12 protein-coding genes are annotated in these 19393 nt (G+C 49.7%); 7 read left to right on the top strand and 5 right to left on the bottom strand.

The annotated features are described in order from the left end of the window. Positions 1 to 3 precede the first annotated feature (3 nt). Positions 4 to 165 carry a DUF29 family protein gene (locus AC286M_RS12400; RefSeq protein ID WP_488204697.1) on the bottom strand — a complete coding sequence of 54 codons (162 nt, stop codon included), beginning with the start codon at positions 163 to 165 and terminating at the stop codon, positions 4 to 6. A gap of 219 nt (positions 166 to 384) precedes the next feature. On the opposite strand from AC286M_RS12400, the gene moaA reads away from it, so the two are divergent. The 3 genes from moaA to AC286M_RS12415 all read left to right on the top strand — a co-directional run bounded on the left by moaA (position 385) and on the right by AC286M_RS12415 (position 8230). Continuing rightward, a complete protein-coding gene (gene moaA / locus AC286M_RS12405) occupies positions 385 to 1410 on the top strand; it encodes a GTP 3',8-cyclase MoaA (RefSeq protein WP_488204698.1) in 1026 nt (341 codons plus the stop codon). A 164-nt stretch (positions 1411 to 1574) separates the two neighbouring features. Then, positions 1575 to 3191 (top strand): DUF4347 domain-containing protein, encoded by a 1617-nt coding sequence (locus tag AC286M_RS12410; RefSeq protein ID WP_488204699.1) that lies wholly within the window; start codon positions 1575 to 1577, stop codon positions 3189 to 3191. A gap of 20 nt (positions 3192 to 3211) precedes the next feature. After that, positions 3212 to 8230 carry a beta strand repeat-containing protein gene (locus AC286M_RS12415; RefSeq protein WP_488204700.1) on the top strand — a complete coding sequence of 1673 codons (5019 nt, stop codon included), beginning with the start codon at positions 3212 to 3214 and terminating at the stop codon, positions 8228 to 8230. A gap of 168 nt (positions 8231 to 8398) precedes the next feature. Here the strand turns inward: AC286M_RS12415 and AC286M_RS12420 are convergent, their stop codons facing one another. Both AC286M_RS12420 and AC286M_RS12425 read right to left on the bottom strand, forming a co-directional pair. Further along, on the bottom strand, positions 8399 to 9721 hold the full coding sequence (locus AC286M_RS12420) for an IS701 family transposase (RefSeq protein WP_488204701.1): 1323 nt from the start codon (positions 9719 to 9721) through the stop codon (positions 8399 to 8401). An 87-nt stretch (positions 9722 to 9808) separates the two neighbouring features. Continuing rightward, positions 9809 to 11173 (bottom strand): glutamine synthetase family protein, encoded by a 1365-nt coding sequence (locus AC286M_RS12425; protein WP_488204702.1) that lies wholly within the window; start codon positions 11171 to 11173, stop codon positions 9809 to 9811. Between the two features lie 112 nt (positions 11174 to 11285). On the opposite strand from AC286M_RS12425, the gene AC286M_RS12430 reads away from it, so the two are divergent. Further along, the gene (locus AC286M_RS12430) at positions 11286 to 12206 is read left to right on the top strand and encodes an FTR1 family iron permease (protein WP_488204703.1); all 921 of its coding nucleotides are present in this window, start codon (positions 11286 to 11288) and stop codon (positions 12204 to 12206) included. A 43-nt stretch (positions 12207 to 12249) separates the two neighbouring features. After that, entirely contained in the window at positions 12250 to 12492 is a 243-nt protein-coding gene (sipA, locus tag AC286M_RS12435) for a regulatory protein SipA (RefSeq protein WP_488204704.1), read from the top strand. 36 nt (positions 12493 to 12528) lie between these two features. On the opposite strand, the gene AC286M_RS12440 is transcribed toward sipA, so the two are convergent. Then, positions 12529 to 13809, bottom strand: a complete 1281-nt coding sequence (locus tag AC286M_RS12440) for a M16 family metallopeptidase (RefSeq protein WP_488204705.1) — start codon at positions 13807 to 13809, stop codon at positions 12529 to 12531. Between the two features lie 600 nt (positions 13810 to 14409). On the opposite strand from AC286M_RS12440, the gene AC286M_RS12445 reads away from it, so the two are divergent. Both AC286M_RS12445 and AC286M_RS12450 read left to right on the top strand, forming a co-directional pair. After that, the gene (locus tag AC286M_RS12445; RefSeq protein WP_488204706.1) at positions 14410 to 15207 is read left to right on the top strand and encodes a PEP-CTERM sorting domain-containing protein; all 798 of its coding nucleotides are present in this window, start codon (positions 14410 to 14412) and stop codon (positions 15205 to 15207) included. A gap of 167 nt (positions 15208 to 15374) precedes the next feature. Then, positions 15375 to 18056 (top strand): two-partner secretion domain-containing protein, encoded by a 2682-nt coding sequence (locus tag AC286M_RS12450; RefSeq protein WP_488204707.1) that lies wholly within the window; start codon positions 15375 to 15377, stop codon positions 18054 to 18056. Position 18057: 1 nt separating this feature from the next. Here the strand turns inward: AC286M_RS12450 and AC286M_RS12455 are convergent, their stop codons facing one another. Next, positions 18058 to 19314, bottom strand: a complete 1257-nt coding sequence (locus AC286M_RS12455) for a M16 family metallopeptidase (protein WP_488204708.1) — start codon at positions 19312 to 19314, stop codon at positions 18058 to 18060. Positions 19315 to 19393: the final 79 nt, after the last annotated feature.

The raw sequence follows: 19393 nt of genomic DNA on the forward strand, positions 1-19393 counted from the left end.
ATCTCACCATCCCATTCTCAGCTCTTGCCGCTCTCGTCTCCCCAAGTCTTCTAGCTCCTCAATCAAATTGGGCAGATCCAGCTTTTCCCATGCCTGGTGTTTTAGCAGGTCAGCCTGCTTCTGCGTCCAAGCATAGAAATCCGTGTCGTACAGACTGGCCATCATCGTTCACCGTTGAGGAATGAAGAGAACTGCGATCTCACCCAATGAAACTGTTTACCTGCAATTTCCCGAATCAAAGCTGATTTCGTTCATCATAATCTACCCACTCAAACTCAGAGATTCGTTCACTAACACGCCATATATTTCTGCTGTAATGAAGGTTCCGTTGTTCGATCCGGCGAATTTTTGTCAAGATGAAGCCAGTACCCTGTATATAAACGTATGCCAGTTTCCCAATTTCCCGTGATCAACCCCAGCACAGGAAACGCGATCGACTATTTACGCATTAGCCTGATTGATCGCTGCAACTTCCGCTGCCAGTACTGTATGCCAGAGGGAATGGACTTGCAGTACGTCATGCAGCAGGATTGGCTGACGCGGGAAGAACTGCTGCTCCTACTGAGCGAAATCTTCGTACCACTAGGGTTTACCTGCTTTCGGTTGACGGGTGGAGAACCGCTGCTGCGACCTGACATTGTCCAAATTGTGCAAGATATTGCCGCCATGCCCGAAACGCAGGACTTGGCCATGACGACCAACGCGTTTTTGCTGGCTGACAAAGCACAATCGCTCTATGATGCTGGACTGCGACGCATCAACATCAGCTTGGATTCGCTTGACCCCGATACGTTTCAGCAAATTATCGGCGGCAAAGGTCAGTCGCGCTGGCAGCAGGTATGGCAGGGAATCCAAGCGGCGCATCAGGTAGGATTTTCGCCGCTGAAGTTAAATGTAGTTGTCATCCCAGGCATCAATGATCACGAAGTGTTAGACCTGGCCGCACTCTCGATTGACCGCGAGTGGCACGTGCGCTTTATTGAATTTATGCCCATTGGCAACCAGTCGCTGTTTGAGCATAAAGGCTGGATTGATTCAGAAACGCTGCGGCAAAAAATCTGCGATCGCAATGGCTTAGAACCCGCCTACGTCACAGGCAATGGCCCTGCTGATGTCTTCCGCATTCCCGGAGCCAAGGGCACCCTAGGGTTTATCAGTCAAATGTCTGAATGTTTTTGCGATCGCTGTAATCGAATGCGCCTCTCTGCCGATGGATGGCTGCGTCCTTGCTTGCTGAATGAAACGGGACAGATTGATCTACGCACAGCATTACGGCGTGGTCAACCGATTGCCGAAATTCGGGAGCAAGTTGGAGCGTTATTGCTAAGTAAACCCGAAATCAACTACAAGCAACGGGATTCGGGCACAACCGGAGCCTATAGCCGCACCATGTCGCAAATTGGCGGTTAACCCAGTTTCTTTAAAGTTTTGATGTGGGACTAGGATATTGACTAAACTTCCCAAGTTCTGCATCAGTCTTTGGTCGTAAAAATTATATTTTGGGCAATCTAACCATACAAGAAAAGATCTTCCAAGAGGAAAATTTTTTCTCTTGTCGTTTTGAGATGAATGTCATGGTTAGTCAGACGATTGCTCTCGGTCAATCTTCACTGATTGAAGCTTCTACCTCATTGAGTTCTTCAAAAGTCAAGACTCTAGTCTTTATTGATCCCGGAGTAAAAAACCATCAAGTAATTGTTGATGACATCCTGAACCATCAGAACGCTGAAGTCTATATTCTTGACCCACAACGGGACGGAATTGAACAGATTACTGCTCTGATTCATTCTTTCCCAACTTGCCAAACCTTGCACCTCATTACTCATGGTGCACCTGGAACACTGCAAATATGCGATCGCACATTTGATTTGCAAAGTCTAAATGCATACTCGTCGCTTTTACAATCCTGGCGCAAGTTCTCGTTAGAGCTACTCATTTACAGTTGTCAAGTTGCTGACGGTCAGGTTGGTGAAACGTTTATCCAAAAGCTGCATGAACTCACAGGTGCGCATATTGCCGCGACCAAGACCCTAACGGGCAATCCCCAATTGGGCGGTGATTGGAATTTAGAAGTCCAACAAGGCACAATTCGCTCCACAGCAATCGTCTCTAATTCATTTGCCGGAGTCTTAGCTCTCGATTTCACAGCCTCAACTATTTTTGAGACCACAACAGGCACCAATAGTTATGGTGTTTCACATACGCAAGCTGCGTTTGCTGATCTTAATAATGACGGCAAGCTTGACGTTATCCTAGCTCGCGATTTGCTGACTGATTTAGTCTTTCTGGGTAATGGGAACGGCACTTTCAATCAAGGTGTAACAATTAATTTTAGTAGCGTTCAGCCAGATTCTACTCCTGGTAATCGTTCAGTTGATTATTTCTTAAGTGATCTAAATGCTGATGGCAATATTGATGCCATCGTTACTTTTTTGGATGAAGAGACTCGTGTGCTACTTGGTAATGGCAACGGGACTTTCACAGACACGAATCAAAATATAGGTTCTGCAACTACATATAAAAATGACGGTACTGCCATTGGTGATATCAATAATGATGGCAATATTGATATTTTTCAGATTATAGAAGGTGGTAGCAAGGTCTATTTAGGTAATGGTGATGGAACTTTTACTGCGACAGGTTCAACTATCTCTGCTCCCTCTGATTTGAGATCAACGAGCAACAATATTGACACATTTTTAGATGCCGGATTAGTTGATCTAAATCGTGATGGCAATCTAGATCTAGTTTTGGTTGGTGAAGAAAAGACCGCCATTTTTAGTGGTAATGGTACTGGAGGATTTACTGATACGGGTAATCGGATAGCAACTGTCTACTCTGGGATAGTTAGCGTTGCAGACTTCAATAATGATGGATTTGACGATTTTTTCGTCAATGCAGCAACAGGAGACAGCACCAACGGCCCAACAAATAACGGATTTTATTTCAATAACGGCACGCTCAATCCTCCCGTAACTTTGGTTTCAACAAGTATTTCTCCCTATGACGTTATAGCCAATATTGACAATACGAATGGATTAGATTTCTTTGACGGTAGCTACTTTGGAGATGCTTCCTTTTTCCTGAACAATGGTAGTGTTCATTTACACAAGATAGTTATATATTTGATGTCCCGGTACCAAATGGTGAAGGATATCCCTACACATATGTTATCGGTGCAGGAGATGTAGATGGCGATGGCGATCTGGATGTGATTGCCTCTGGCTCTGACTTCACAAATGATGGAAATTTTAACACTATCATTCGAGCCCAACTGTTTATTAATAATCTAGCTAGCGCCAACAGTCCACCCAGTTTTAATGATGGAACTAGTACTACTCTCACTTTGAATGAAGACAGTCTAGCTGCTAGTATTAATAGCCTGCTCGATATTACCGACACCGACACCGGCAACTCGCTGACTTGGTCAATATTAAGTGGGCCTAGCAATGGTTCACTGGGCGGATTTAATGCGGCTGGCACCAGCAATGGTGGCATTGTGACGCCGACAGGTCTTACTTACACACCGACAGCAAACTACAGCGGCTCCGATAGCTTTGTTATCCGAGTCTCCGACGGAGCCGCGACGGACACGATTACGGTCAACGTTACAGTTAACAATGCTCCTGAAGTGAGCAGTATTAACCGGAGCGGCTCTAACCCAACCAGTGCCGATAGCGTTACGTTCACTGTCAACTTTTCTGAAAGTGTGACGGGAGTGAATGCTGGAGACTTCAGCCTTGCCACAACTGGCACAGCATCCGGCAGTATTGCGAGCGTTTCGGGTAGTGGCAGCAGCTATACCGTAACAGTCAACGGTGTTTCCGGTGACGGTACCCTGGGGCTGAATCTGGTGGATAACGACAGCATTGTCAACGGCAACAGCGTTGCTTTAGGTGGTGTCGGTACATCAGGGAGTGGCAGCGGCAGCTTCACGGGCCAAACCTATACGATTGACAACACTGCACCAAGCTTTACCAGCATTACCCGACAAACCCCAGCCACAGGCTTCACAAATGCTGACACGTTGGTATTTCTAGCAACGTTCAATGAAGCGGTGCAGAACGTTGATGCCACAGACTTCACGGTAACAGGAACGACGGCTGGAATTACCAATGTCAATCCGGTCAGCGCTTCAACCTATGCAGTCACAGTTTCTGGAGGAGACTTAGCCAACCTGAACGGTACAGTTGGCTTAAATTTGGCTTCAGGACAAAACATTCAAGATCTAGTCGGTCAAGCTCTGCCCAGTGGTGAGCCAACAACAGACGAAACCTATGGTCTAGAGAACACGCAACTGGGCGACATCGTGATCACTGAGATCATGCAGAACCCAGGGCTTGTATCTGATGCCAACGGTGAATGGTTTGAGCTGTACAACGCTACAGGCAGCGATATCGACATTAACGGCTGGACGATTTTTGACAATGGTGCTGATAGCCACGTTATCAACAATGGTGGATCGCTGATTATCGCGGCAGGTGGCTACCTTGTTCTGGGTCGTAACGCTTCAACTGCTAGCAATGGTGGTGTGGCAGTCGATTATGCCTACGGTTCAGCCATTACGCTGGCCAATGCTGACGATGAGATTGTGCTGACGAACCGTGCTGGCGTTGAAATTGACCGTGTCGAATACGATGGTGGCCCCAATTTCCCAGATCCTACTGGGGCATCAATGGCCCTGCTCGATCCAGCGTTGAATAACAATGTCGGCAGTAACTGGGCCACATCGAACACACCGTTTGGCAATGGCGACCTGGGAACTCCGGGTGCGGCAAACGCCTTTCTGCCGACGATCAGCCTTACCACGAGTGATGCATCGGCTACGGAAGGCGCAGACACGGCTGTCTTTACTGTTTCACGCGGTACGGATACGGTGGGTGACCTGACGGTACTCATTGATCTGAGCGGCGATGCAGCAGCGATCGACTACAGCTTTAGCACGGGCACTGTTAGTAACGGTCAGTTGAGCGTTGTGATTCCGGCTGGTCAATCGAGTCTAGCCGTGACAGTTACTGCGGCTGATGACGGCTTAGTCGAAGCGAATGAAACCTTAACGCTCGATCTTGCTAGTGATGCTGCCTATGTCATTAACGGCACCAACAACAGCAGCAGCATTACGCTAGTTAGCGATGATACTTCTCCGGTGGTCACAAGCATTACCCGTGTCGGTACGGAACTAACCAATGCGAGCAGTGTTGATTACACTGTTACATTTAACCGGGCGGTTGTGGGTGTAGACGCCACCGACTTTACGCTAACCACGACAGGCATCACAGGGGCTAGCGTTACCAACGTTACTACCAGCGACAACATCACCTACACCGTTACAGTCAATACAGGCACAGGTGACGGCACCCTACGTTTAGATCTCAGTGACGATAATTCGATCACTGACAGCAGTACCAATCCGCTGGGTGGAGCTTTAACAGGTGACGGGGACTTCACCATAGGCGACAGCTACACGATTGACAAAACGGTTCCAGCATCGCCAGTAATCGTCGGCATTACAGATGATACAGGATCATCTAGCACCGATGGTGTGACGAGCGATCTAACACTCATTTTTAACGGTACGGCAGAAGCCAATAGCACCGTTGAAGTTGTACTGGATGGGAATTCGCTGGGCACAACGACGGCTAATGGCAGCGGCGACTGGAGTTTTGACTATACGGGGACAACGCTGGGCGAAGGAACATATGGATTAGTTGCGATCGCAACTGATGCAGCGGGTAATGAATCCGATCCGACCACAACCTTCAATTTCACAATCGATACTACGGAACCCGGCACTCCGACAATTACCAGCATCACCACGGACACAGGCACCTCCAGCAGTGATGGTATTACTAGCGACACTACCTTAGTCTTTACAGGCACAGCCGAAGCAGGCAGCAGCGTTGAAGTCTTTATTGATGGTGGTTCCATCGGGACGACGATGGCAGATGGCTCGGGCAACTGGAGCTTTGACTATACGGCAACAACTCTCAACAACGGCACCTATATTCTGACCTCTGAAGCGACCGATGCGGCTGGCAACCTCTCTGCAACATCGACGGGCTTTGAATTCACAGTAGACACCACTGATCCATCGGCTCCCGTTACGGTTAGCATCACCACTGATACGGGGCTGTCCAGCACCGATGGCATCACCAGTGACACCACGCTGATCTTTGTGGGAACGGCAGAAGCTGATAGTACCGTTGAAGTGTTGATTGATGGCAGTTCCATTGGCACGACGACCGCAGATGGATCGGGCGATTGGAGCTTTGACTATCAGGGCACACCTCTCGCTGAGGGCACCTATACCGTTACGGCGACAGCCACCGATGCGGCTGGTAACGTTTCGACGGCATCCACAGCCTTCGATGTGACTGTAGATACTACTGCGCCCACGGTCACAGCCATAACGTCCAATCTGGCGACGATTCAAGATAGCAGCGTTGGCACTGGCACCTTCACCCTCACCGTAGATTTCAGTGAAGAGATGGATACCTCGGTCAATCCGACGCTGTCTTTCCCGACAGCTGGTGAAGATCCGACGAACACAATTACGTTTGACTCCGGCAGTTGGCTCGACAGCGATACCTATGTGGCCACGTACAGCGTTGCCGATGTTAACGAAGTCATTAGCAATATCGATGTGCGGGTAGCGGGCGCGCAGGATATGGCTGGCAATACGCAAACCGCTTCAACGCAAGCCGATGAGTTTAGCATCTTAACTGCATCAATAGTTGAGTTTTCTGCCGTTAACTTTGTTAGTGACGAAACGGGCGGTACCAGCAATGCCGTGACGCTCACTCGAACCGGAGATACGAGCAGCACATCAACCGTTCAAGTCAGTATCACCGGAGGCTCGGCGACTGGAAACGATACCGACTACACCAGCAGCAGTTTTCCGCTGACCGTCACGTTTAATCCCGGTGCAACCAGCCAAACCATTGCCATCCCCGTCATAGATGACAACCTGGTTGAGGGCGACGAAACCATCACGCTGAATGTGGCCAGCAGCAGTAATGCCACAATCGGCACGCAATCTGCAACAACACTCACCTTGCAAGACAACGATACGGCGACCGTCAGCATTACAAGTACAACTAATGCGGCGGAACCTGATACCGATTGTCAATTCGTCCTCTCACTGACTAACCCCAGCAGCGTCGATACCATCATTAACTACACAGTGACGGGTAGTGCTACGAACGGGAGTGACTACAGTCAGCTCACGGGGACGGCTACAATTTTGGCCAATCAAACCAGCACGACAATTGATATCGCGATGCTGGATGACAATCTGGTGGAAGGGAATGAAACGATTGTTCTTTCATTACAGAGTGTTTCCAGCAGCAATTCTGCCAGTATTCTGGTTGACTCGACGCCTGCAACCGTCACGATTACTGACGATGCACGCCTGTTCCAAACGACCGACGTAAATGGTGATAATCGCACGGATATCATCTGGCGAAATACGGCAACCGGCAGTAATTCGCTCTGGACGATGGAGGGAGCGGTGCGAAAAAGCGCTACGTCCGTCTTAGCGGTACAGGATACGCGCTGGGAAATTGGTGCGATCGCAGATTTTGATAAAGATGGTCGCAATGACGATATCCTTTGGCGGCAGCGGGGCGAAGGCAAGCAAGTAATCTGGTTTATGCAGGGGGGCACCCGGGTCGGTACGGCTCCGATTACCACCTCAACCGGAGGAGCATCGAATGCGCCCAATTGGCAGGTGCCCGACAATTGGGAAATTGTTGGTGTGGGTAATTATGACGGTCAAGAGTTCAGCGATGATTTAGTTTGGCAAGATCGCCATACGGGTGAGGTCGGTATTTGGCTGATGACAGGAACGCTGCGGACATCCATCACGCGGCTCGATTCGAATCCTTCATCAGCTTGGACACTGGCTGCTGTGGGCGATTTTGAGAACACCGGCATCTCCGATGATTTTATCTGGCGCAATCATCAAACCGGACAAACTAGCATCTGGATCATGGATGGGACAACGAAGAAGCGGGTTCAGTCGCTCGATACGCAAAATCTGTCAACGGCCTGGGAAATTCAAGGTGTTGGTGATTTTGACGGGCCTTTTCAATCCTATGCGGACGATATTTTCTGGCGGAATACGCAAACCGGACAGTCATCAATTTGGTTTATGCAAGGAACAGGCCGGGCGGGGACAGCCGCTCTTGATCCACAGGTGCCAGACACCAATTGGGTTCCGACTATGTAGTAAACCAGTTGAGGTGTGTAAGAACCTAACTTATTTTTTGTGAAATGCTTGTTCAGCAAGCATTTCACAAAAAATAAATCATGGGTTTTCAACCAGACTTGATATATAGCGGTAGACATGTCCGTGTCCTAACCTAGCTGACTACCGCTATAGCGCTCTTCAATGACTCTAGGTAGAGGAAATATTTTGTAGGATTGTAGTTGGAACTCCCCGAAATTGATTCATGAGCCGGATGAGCATCTGAAAACCTCGCGCCAGTTCGGGAATCGGAAACACGTCCAGCCAAGGTTGTAAACGATTTGAACTCACCCAAGGCAAGAGAATTAACCGTAGGTTATTGAGCCAGTTCTTCCATCCGTTGCCCATATTCCAATCTGAATGCTGCGTGAACGAAGACACCACAATCGAGTCATCCTGTTCCGGTGGAATCGCCCCCTGAGGACGCATCGGGGGGGTGTTTAAGGTGACCATCAAATAGGCACTCATCACGACTTCCCACCACTTTTCAATTACAGCATAGTCGGTGACGCGAAAGTCCGCCCAGCCCAGTTCATTTTTGCTTTGCTTGAGACCATATTCCACCCAATTTCTTAGACCATAGAGGTCTCCAACCTGGTGGTAAGAAATGTCCTTAACCCACGTCATCACCATCCAGGTTGACGCGCTAGGTAACGTTTGTGGATCCGTTGTCAATTCCCAGTAGCGCTGGGAACGACGTTGGCCATAAATAATCTCTCGAATGAAGCGAGTTTCACAACGACCATCACTCAATGTTCGCTGATACTGACGCCAGCGATTGCTTCTGACCCGTTGCTCTTTGGGCAAGAGCACCGCATGGTTTGAGCGAATAGCCAACACATACGGGAGCTCTAATTGATGTAATGTCCGCACAAAGCTGCTGCCGCTTTCTCCATAGGCACTATCGGCCAAAACAAGTTCAAACTGAAATCCCAATTCACAGAGTTCTTGAACCATTGCTGCCGCAATTTCGGGTTTGGTGTGATGAGAGTCTCCTGCTTTTAATCGCTCTTTCGGCTTGTAAATTCTAAAACTTAACGGGAAGGTCAAATTGTCAATTACCCCATAAGCATCCACCGAAACAATGCCGTTTTCGATCTTACCTAAGTTGCCGATGTACTGTCGTTTCACATAGTCGGTGGTCTGTCCCTTTTTGCGGTCGCCCGTTTCATCAATGACTAGGATCAATTTTTGTCCCCCTAAGAGACCTAAAATCAGCTCAATGCGTCGTTGCCTGAGGTCTTTAGCCTGCCAAGGTGAGCTGACTAAAAACTGTTGTAATGACTGAGCATTGGGTAGTCCTGTAACCTTAGCAATGGTTGGTAGCGACTTACGCTTGACTTCCGATATCATCCCGACATGCAGATGCTTAAAGGCTTCAAAGCTTCTGACTTCTGCAAACAAGTCTTGGTAATAGTCACAATATTCATCAATGAACCGGACGGTTGGCTTGGCTTGTCGGGGAGCTACCATTGATTCTCTCTACCATTCAGCCCTTTTACTCTAATTTATCTCTGCCTAGAGTCATTGAAGAGCGATAACTTACGGGTTGTGGCTATATTAATACCGCTCTAGCAGCAGCTTCACTTCGGCTTCTAGGTCGTAGTCTTTCATGCCTTGCCACTCGGCTTGGCGGACGGCGAGGATGGCTTTGGTGAGTGGTTCGCCCAGAGCCGTTTGTAAAACGGAATCGGTGGCAAAGGCATCAATGGCCTGCTTGAGCGATCGCGGTAGGGGAGAAATAGAATGCGATCGCAGTTCATAATCAGGTAGCGTACCGGGATCAATCGCGGCTGGATCGGGTAGGTGCAAATCCTGTCGAATGCCCTCCAGGCCAGCGGCAATAATTCCGCCCAAAGCGAGATAGGGATTAGCGGAGCCGTCTACGGTTTTGACTTCGATGTGAGTAGGACTGGGCGGAGCGGGATTGCTGGGGACGCGAATGGCGGCTTCGCGATTGTCGAATCCCCAGGCTTGAAATGCGCCGCTCCAGAGGTGGGGCTGTAGGCGGCGGTAGGAGTTGGTGCTGGGTGTGGTTAGTGCCATCAGGGCAGGCAAGTGGGCTAGGATGCCAGCGGCGAAGGATGCTGGGATGGGTGGAAGAGTGGGAGAGTGGGAGGATTGATTGGTGTTGGTTAATAGATTCGTGTCGTTGCGCCAGAGGCTGAAGTGGAGGTGGCAGCCGCTGCCTGCGCTGTCGGCAAAGATTTTGGGGACGAAGGTCGCGGTTAGACCATGCTGAGCGGCGACAGCACGCACCGTTTCGCGAAAGACAATGTGCTGATCCGCCGCAGTCAGGGCATCGGTGTAGCGCACTGAGATTTCCTGCTGACCTGGCCCCGATTCGGGATAGTACTGCTCAATCTCAATATCTTGCGCGACTAACGCATCTGCGATCGCATCAATCACGGGCTGCTGCATATCCATTGCCGCAGTGGCCGCAAACACGGTTGGATCGGCGGGCGTAATTGTCACAGCATCAGGATCGGACTGAGTTTTTAGCAGGTAGAACTCTGGCTCAAATGCAGCTTTAATTTGCAAATCCATTTCCGCCGCTTGGGCAATCATGCGCTTGAGAAACTGGCGAGAGCAAATCGACCAGGGCTGCTGCTCCCGCACCATCTGCCCTATGACGCGGGCATGGCTGGGACAGTAGGGCAAAATTTGCAGCGTTGACCAATCGGGCTGGAGCCATACTTCCCCCACGGGGCCAAGTCCACTATCGAGCGCCGGAGCGTCGTACATGACCGGGATGGCCTGCTGCGCCACCGATAGCCCCACGCCATGCTCACCATAGCGAGGCAGCGCCCCAATATGAATCGCCTTGCCTCGAATGATGTTGGCGTTATCGCACCAAATCACCCGCACGAAGCGAACGTTCTGCTCTTCCAGCGTTTCAATCACAGACGGCCATGTGTGGGACATCCTGCTTACTCCTCACTCCTCACTCCTCACGCTTTAGCCCGATACCAGTGGCTCATCTCTCGTTTAGCATATCCATGTAGTCTAGAGTTATTCAGACGACTCAAAATTTACGATGGATATTACCGCAGCTCTGCCGACGTTTGTGATTACTCTGCGCGAGGGGGTTGAAGCCGCCCTCGTCGTCGGTATTGTGATGGCCTATCTGAAGCAGGCTGACCGCACGTCGCTCAATCGCTGGGTGTTTGGCGGCATTGGCGTTGGTCTACTCGTCAGCGTTTTAGTTGGCGTTGGCTTTAATCGGCTGATGGCGTGGCTCCAGGCGTCGGATCAGCCCTATGCAACGGTGGTGGAACCGCTGCTAGAGACGACGTTTGGCATGGTTGCGATCGCACTGTTGAGCTGGATGCTGGTGTGGATGACGCAGCAGGCCAAAGGGCTAAAAGCAGAGGTGCAGGGCGCAGTGGATGACGCGCTGGAGCAGTCCGGCGGTGCAGGCTGGGCAATTTTTACGCTGATCCTAATTGCCGTGCTGCGGGAAGGCTTTGAAACGGTGGTGTTTATCTCGGCTCAATTTCAGGATGGCTGGACGCCTGTAATGGGTGCGATCGCAGGTTTGCTGGGTGCAGTTCTGATCGGCATTTTGCTGTTCCGGCTCGGCGTGCGAATCAACCTGAAGCAGTTCTTTCAGGGCATGGGCGTATTGCTGCTGCTGATCGTGGCGGGTTTAGTGATTGGGTCGCTGCACCATCTGGATGAAACCGTCTTGGCGCTGGCGCAAGTGGCACCGGAACGTGTCCCATTTTGCAGCCCAGGTCAGGAATCCTGTCTGCTGGGCATTCAGCTTTGGGATTTGTCGGGCATCTTGCCGGATCGAACCTTTCCGGGTGTCTTACTGAAGGCACTCTTGGGCTATCGCGATCACCTGTATGCCGTGCAGGCGGTTGCCTATCTCGTCTTCCTAACCAGCGTTGGCGGCATGTATCTGCGCAGCCTCTCCGATAACCTGCCGTCTGAAGCGTCAACAGCGGGATAAGATCGTTGCTGAAAAGCGTGAGAAGTGAGGCGAGAGGAGTGATATGTCAGACGAATCCAATCCAAAACAGTTTTCAGTTGGCGATCGCGTGCGGCTTGCGGTGCGTCCACCCTATATCAAAACGGCGGATACGATGCCAATGCTGCGCCCGCCGGATGTGCTACCTGTTGGCGAAACCGGGATCATTACCGAAGCGCGGCTGGCGGATACCTGGAAGGTGAAGTTTAACCGGGGATCGTTTTTGCTGGATGCCAAATATATTGAACTGGCTGATCAATCGACGTAGACGTCAGCCAGTTCGATGAACGAGGAAGAGTAAACACTAGTTCTGAAAACTATTGAGGACGGCTTCTGGCCCCAGTAGGGAGATATAGGGCTGCTGGAAATAGCGACAGGCAACCTGCTGGGCGTCTTCGATACTGATATCTGCGATCGCAGTTTGAAAGGTCTGGTCAAATTCCAGTCCTAAGCCCAGGGTTTCATACCAGCCGTAAACTTGGGCAATTTGAGAATTGGTTTGCTTACCCAACGCATACTGACCCAGCAGCTTGTTCTTAGCCGCCTGTAGCGCCTCGGCTTCCAGCGGAGTCGTGCACAATTGCTCTAGCTCTGATCGCAAACCCGCTAAGGCAACCGCTGTATTTTGTGGAGCTGTACCCATGTAGGCCACAAAATGGGACGTATCGAGCCGCGTAGGATAGAAGGCCGACACTTCGTAGGCTAAACCCTGCTTTTCCCGCAGTTCTGTGAATAGCCGACTCGATAGGCCGTTGCCCAAATAGGTATTGAGCAGCTTCAATACAACGTAGTCTTCGTTATGTACCGATGTCGCTGGATATCCCACCATAATGATTGACTGCTGGGTTTCCTGAGCCTGCAAAATTAGGGTCGGCTCATCTGGCACATTCGGTAGTGCAGGCAGAACTGGACGGTCAGGGCATGGGGTGGTGGGTTGCCAATCGCCAAACGCCTGTTCAATCGATGCGATCGCATCTTCAATCCCAATTCGACCCACCAGGCTGAAGATCATGTTGTCGGGGCGGAAATAGGTTTGATGGTAGTGCTGGAGCAGATCCCGGTCGAACTGCGTGATCGTTTCCTCCGTGCCTAATCCCGACAAGGCATAGGGGTGATCCCCATAGAGCGCCTGCCGCAGGTTTTGGTAGGCCATCGCAAACGGCTGCTCGTGCATTGAACGCAAACTTTGTAGCGTTAGCCGCTTTTCTAGCTCCACCTCGTGCTCTGGAAACGTGGGAGTTCGCAGCAACTGCGCCACTAAATCCAAAATATCGGGATAGTCGGCAGAAACAGTCTTAAAGCTGATCAAGCTATAGTCGGAAGCCGTATCGGCTCCTAAACTGGCTCCAATGGACTCAACCCGCTCAGCAATGTCCATTGACGAAAGCTGTTCGGTGCCCTTGGTCAAAACTGAGGCGATTAGATTAAACACGCCAGCATGGTGGCGAGGTTCATAGCTGCTGCCTACCCGTAGAAACAGGCGTCCAGCAATGATATCGGCGGTTGGATTCTCAAAGACAATCACAACCATGCCGTTTTTTAGAACCGTTCGATGGATTGTTTGCTCTTGAAAAGTTAGTGTCACCAATGAATTCTCAAAAATTTTAATTAACAGTACAAAAAGGTGTCCCTCAGCGGTATCCCGTTCGACGTTAGCATTTCTGGGACATTTTCATCATCTCAAAATCTTGTTGCTGGTGAGGTTGCTAATGCGATCTCGATTTGCAGTGGAGACTTTAAACAGTGTTCCCAATAGATTCTGTTCGATGATCTGGGGGATCGAATGCTGGAGATTGCGATCGCAGATTACTAGATGGTGCAATATGCAATCGGACTCGTTAGTTTACATTAGCTTCACATAATCAGGCGCATGGCCTCGCAATCGCTGAATGGACTTGGTCAACTCAGACTGGAAATATATTGCCTACATAAAACTTTACGGGTATTTACGGGTATCTTTGTGAGATTTATGTAAATTCACAGAGATGCTAAAAGCTGAAATTACTAAATCCGGATAAATTTACCGTAAAGCTACAGAATTTTGCATTGCTGCCACAATTGTTCGATGTAAACATTGTGACGGAATAATAAAGAACACAGATCTTCAACACGCCTCTGTTGACTATCGGCAGAAGAGTAGTTTCTCGTCAGTTTTTGCACAGTCACATTAAACTACCTAAAAAATATGACTTCTCTATTTAGTTCCCCTCGCATCAAAGCAGCCGCCGCTGGAGCATTAGCACTAACGATGCTCGGTGCCCTCATTCCCGAAGATGCTGAAGCAAGACGAGTTCGTGGATTTCGGCGTTCAAATAATGACGGTACATTTACGATATTTGAAGCCGATGATGCCTTGGGTGAGGAAGGAATCGATGCTTTAGTCATCTTTGAGGGAGATCAAATTAGCGGATCTGATGAAGCTTTATTCACCAATGGGAATTTGTCGCTCAGCGAAATTCTTGCCAGCTTAAGCGAATCTCCACGTGAATCCTTCTTAGGTCTAGCCAGTGATAGTTCCTCTGATGGTGACGTAAGCATTGGTTCGAGCCCAGTTTCTGCTGACTCAGTTGTAGATACGCCATTGGTCATTGACGGAGAAACAATCAACCAGTTTTTTGTATATGAATCCAACTTCTCAGGTGGTGATTCTAGTGGTGGCTTCACTCTGAGGCTGTTTGCTCCTGACTTTTCTGGAGATGGTATTGGTCTCGGCGATGTGACAGATGCGCCAATTTCCTATTTAGCGTCCTTACCTAGCGGAGATGAAATCATTCCAGGTGAACTGAAGGGCATGTCGTCCTTTTTTGACTTTGATCTCTTGGATGACGGCAACGGCACAAAGTTTGGTGTAGATGGACAAAGTGCTCCATTCACAATAGTTGATGTGAATGAAGTCCCCGAACCTGTCTCAGTGGCAGGGTTGCTGGTGCTAGGAGCTTTAGGAGCTAGTTCTATTGCTCGTCGCAAAGCCCAAATCAACTAAATCAAGCCCACCATCGCATGTGAAATCTGAATTAGTTTTGTTTGAGCCAGCTAGAGGTTTATCTAGCTGGTTATTTTATTTCTGTAAATAAAGCGGTGTAGTAATAGTGGCAACTCGGTAGCATGAAAAGACCGTAGTGGCTCAACTATGTTGGTAGATTCAAAAATATGTGTTTTCCATCTGTCCAATGTACGTTCCTGTGTTTGAGCAGTTTAATTGTGCTGGCGCTACCCAAAGCGACATCTGCTCAAATTATTCCAGATACAACACTACCAACGGATTCTGCTGTTGCTCCCGGCTGTACGATTTGTGAAATCACCGCAGGCACAGAACAAGGTGGCAACTTGTTTCACAGCTTTAGTGAATTTTCAATCCCAACGGGTGGAGAAGCCTACTTTAATAATTCTGCAACTGTTGAAAATATCATTACGCGAGTTACGGGAAATAGCATTTCCGATATTAATGGACTGATTGCCGCTAATGACGCCAACGTATTTTTGATCAATCCCAATGGCGTATTCTTTGGGCCAGATGCATTTCTTGATGTTGGTGGCTCTTTTCTGGCCACAACGGCAGAGCGAATGACGTTTGCCGACGGGACAGAATTTATTGCTAGCAGTACGCAAACAAATCCATTGCTAACCGTCACGGCTCCAGTTGGTTTGGGATTTGGTAAGAATCCTGGCAGCATTAGCGGCGATTTTGCTGCTTTATTTGTTGATCCAGGTGAAACTTTGGCATTGATTGGTGGTGAAGTATCTCTAGCTGAGGTATTTATTGCCACCGAATCGGGCCGAGTAGAGTTGGGTGGAGTTGGTAGTAATAGTACAGTCAGCTTGAATCTAAGCAATCCGGGAATTGTACTAGACTACACGGATGTTGAAACGTTTCAAGATGTGACGCTCTCAGTTGCCACATTCATTGATGTCAGTGGCGAAGGTGGTGGAGATGTTCAGATTCAAGGACAAGCAATCAGCTTAATTGAAGACTCGTTTATTTCCTTTGTTTCCCCACAGACGTTCGGGAATGAATCAGGTGGAACTATAAATATTGCGGCAACAGAAGTTTTTGCAATGAGTGGAGACATTACAGGTATTAGTTCAGGCACAGAAGTAGATAGCGCTACAGGAAACGTTAGTTTAGCTGCTCCTAGAGTGCGCCTGGAAAATGGTGCATTCATCTCGGCAGGCAATATTACTGTGATAGCTCCACAAAATTTTGAGTTAATTGGTACAACATCAGATGGCTTTTTCCCTACTGCACTCGGAGCTGAGTCTCAAGATGCCATGAATCAAAGTGGCTCTGTTTTTATTCAAACAGGGCAATTAGTTCTTCGAGATGGTGCACAGATCTCAACCACGACATTTGGTTCTAGTCAGGCAGGAAACTTAACGGTTATTGCAAATTCAGTAGAATTAATTGGAGAGTCAGATTACTTTCCGAGTGGTTTAGGTGCAACTGTTGATTTCGGAGCTACTGGCGACGGTGGAAATATAGGTATTCAAACTAGTCGCCTAGTTGTGCGAGATGGTGCTCAAATTGCAGTGAGTACATTTGGGGATGGGAAGGCCGGAAACCTAGATGTCACAGCAACGGAATTTATTGACCTATCTGGTGCATCTCAGTTTGCCACGTTGGATCTGGGCAGTGGTGGTTTATTTGTCTCAGCAGAAGATGGTTCTACTGGTGACGGTGGTGATTTATTTGTGACGACACCTCAACTGACGGTGCGGAACGGGGCGAAGATCTCTGCTGACACGTTTGGATCGGGGCAAGCTGGTTCAGCACGGCTAGAGATAGGACAGCTTTCGGTTGAGTCTGGAGGGCTAGTTCGAGCTGGGTCGTTTAGCACAGGCGATGGGGGCACGCTGACGATTGAGGCATCAGAACTTGTGCAGGTGACAGGTAGCGGCTTTATTGGTCCTGATTTTGTCCCCAGTTCGATTTTTACTGCCGCAGAAAGCTCTGGCAATGCAGGTAACTTATTTTTGACGACACCACAGCTTTTAGTGACAGATGGCGGACGAATTACCGTCAGTGCGCCAAATAGCGTTGCGGGAAACTTGACCGTAAATGCTGAAGATATCCGCCTCAATCAAGGGACGCTATCGGCTGTAACTGGGCTAAGCGCTGATGCCGCAGGCGGTGCAAACATCTTCCTGCGTGACACACAGCTACTTCTGTTGGAAAACGAAAGCCTGATATCAGCCAGTGCATTCGAAGACGCTAATGGCGGCAACATTAATATTGAGGCGGAGTTTGTAATCGGTTTGGCTCCTACAGGTGAAGATGGCAGTGACATCACGGCAAATGCCGTGCGCGGTAATGGTGGTGCAGTCACCATCACGACAACGTTGCTAAGCGGTCTTGCGTTTCGCCCAGCACTAACCCCTGAAAATGACATTACGGTTTCTTCGCAGTTTGGTCTAGCCGGGACGTTTGTGCAGAATGATTTAGACGTTGATCCAACTCAAGGGCTGGCTGAATTGCCTGCTAACGTCGTCGATCCGACTGGATTAATTGATCGTTCCTGTGATTTAGCGGCTCAAGACCGACCGAGTGAGTTCATCGTCACAGGCCGCGGCGGCTTACCGCCAACGCCCAGCGATCGCAGTTTTACCAATCCGCTTCTAGACGATCTCGGCGAATGGAGCCAAACTGAATCAGTACCGTCAGACTCGTCAGCTTTACCTGATTCAGCCAACCCGACCTCAACATCGGAGGCTCCTCATTTACAGGAAGCTCAAGGCTGGATGCGCGATCGCAACGGCAGATTGCATCTAATCGCTTCGATCCCAACCGATACAAGAGTTGAACAATCTGTAGCGACTTGTACTGTGGCAAACTAACTCAAGCCGCAGGCCGCATCGCCACCGCTGCATAGCGCAGAGGCGATAGGTATCGCTGAGCTAGTTTTTGAAGATCATCGGCCTGGCAGGCGCGAATGTTTTCGGGATAGGCAACGGATAGTTCGGGGCGAGCAACCGTGCCGTAGTAGCCGTAGAGGCCAGCCAGTTGGCCTGCTGTTTCGGTGGAAAAGGCATAGTCATTGCACAGCAACCGATGTCCCCGTTTCAATTCGGCTTCGGACACGGGGGCATTGGCAAACTCATCAATGCGATCGCAGATGATGGCTTCAACGATGTCTAGATCGGTGGCATCCAACCAGGCGCTGAGGGTGAATAAGCTGGAATCCCGCTGGAGGGAAAAGCTGGTGTTGATATCTAATACTAACTGCCGTTCTTCTCGCAGTTCCTTGACCAAACGTGAGGTGCGACCATCGGCCAGTAAAACAGAGATTAAATCTAAACCGCAGGCTTGATCCAGTTGCTCCACTCCTGGCCCCTGCCATGCCATCAGCAGCCGCGCATGCTCCAAGCGGGGCACCTCTAGCACCTGGCGACGAATACCCGTCATTGGCGGTTCGGCATCGGCCTGACCGCGTGGACAAACGGCGGGTTCTACAAACGGATCAAAGGCTTGCTGTACCAAATCCAGCGCCTGATTGCGCTCAATGCCGCCCACGACGACGACCGTCATGTGTTCGGGCTGATAGTGACACTGGTGAAAGCAGCGCATTTCCTCTGGAGATCGCTGCTGGAGAATATCTTCGGTACCTAAAACAGAGCGGCGATAGGGATGCTGCTGATACACCGTTTCGCTTAGGGTTTGAAATCCCACCCAGTCCGGATCGTCATAAGCTTGGCGAATCTCCTCCAGCACCACATTGCGTTCACGATCAAACTCATCGTCGGGAATCGCTGCATTCAGGAGCAGTTCCGCTAGGTACGGCAGCACCTCCGGCAGATGCTCACTGTACGAGACGACAAAGTAGTGAGCGTAGTCGTGGCTGGTAGCCGCGTTGGTAATGCCGCCCCGCGTTTCAATTACATAGTCAAACAGTCCGGGCGGGATGTGTGGCGTTCCCTTGAAAATCATGTGCTCTAGAAAATGAGCCATGCCTGCCCATTCATCCGGTTCTGCGATCGCACCTGCTTTCACCCAAACATCCGTCACCACTACTGAGGTGGTCGGCACGTACTGGTGAATCACCGTCAGGCCATTGCTGAGTTTAGAAATACTGGCAGGAAAAGTGGAAACAATCAAAGCAGTTGTTCAGATCCAACGTAATCGTTTCGGTAGATAGATCCTATCGCTACTCGTCAATTTCGTATAGCAAAGTTTA

This window comes from Thainema salinarum CENA647, assembly GCF_057732415.1.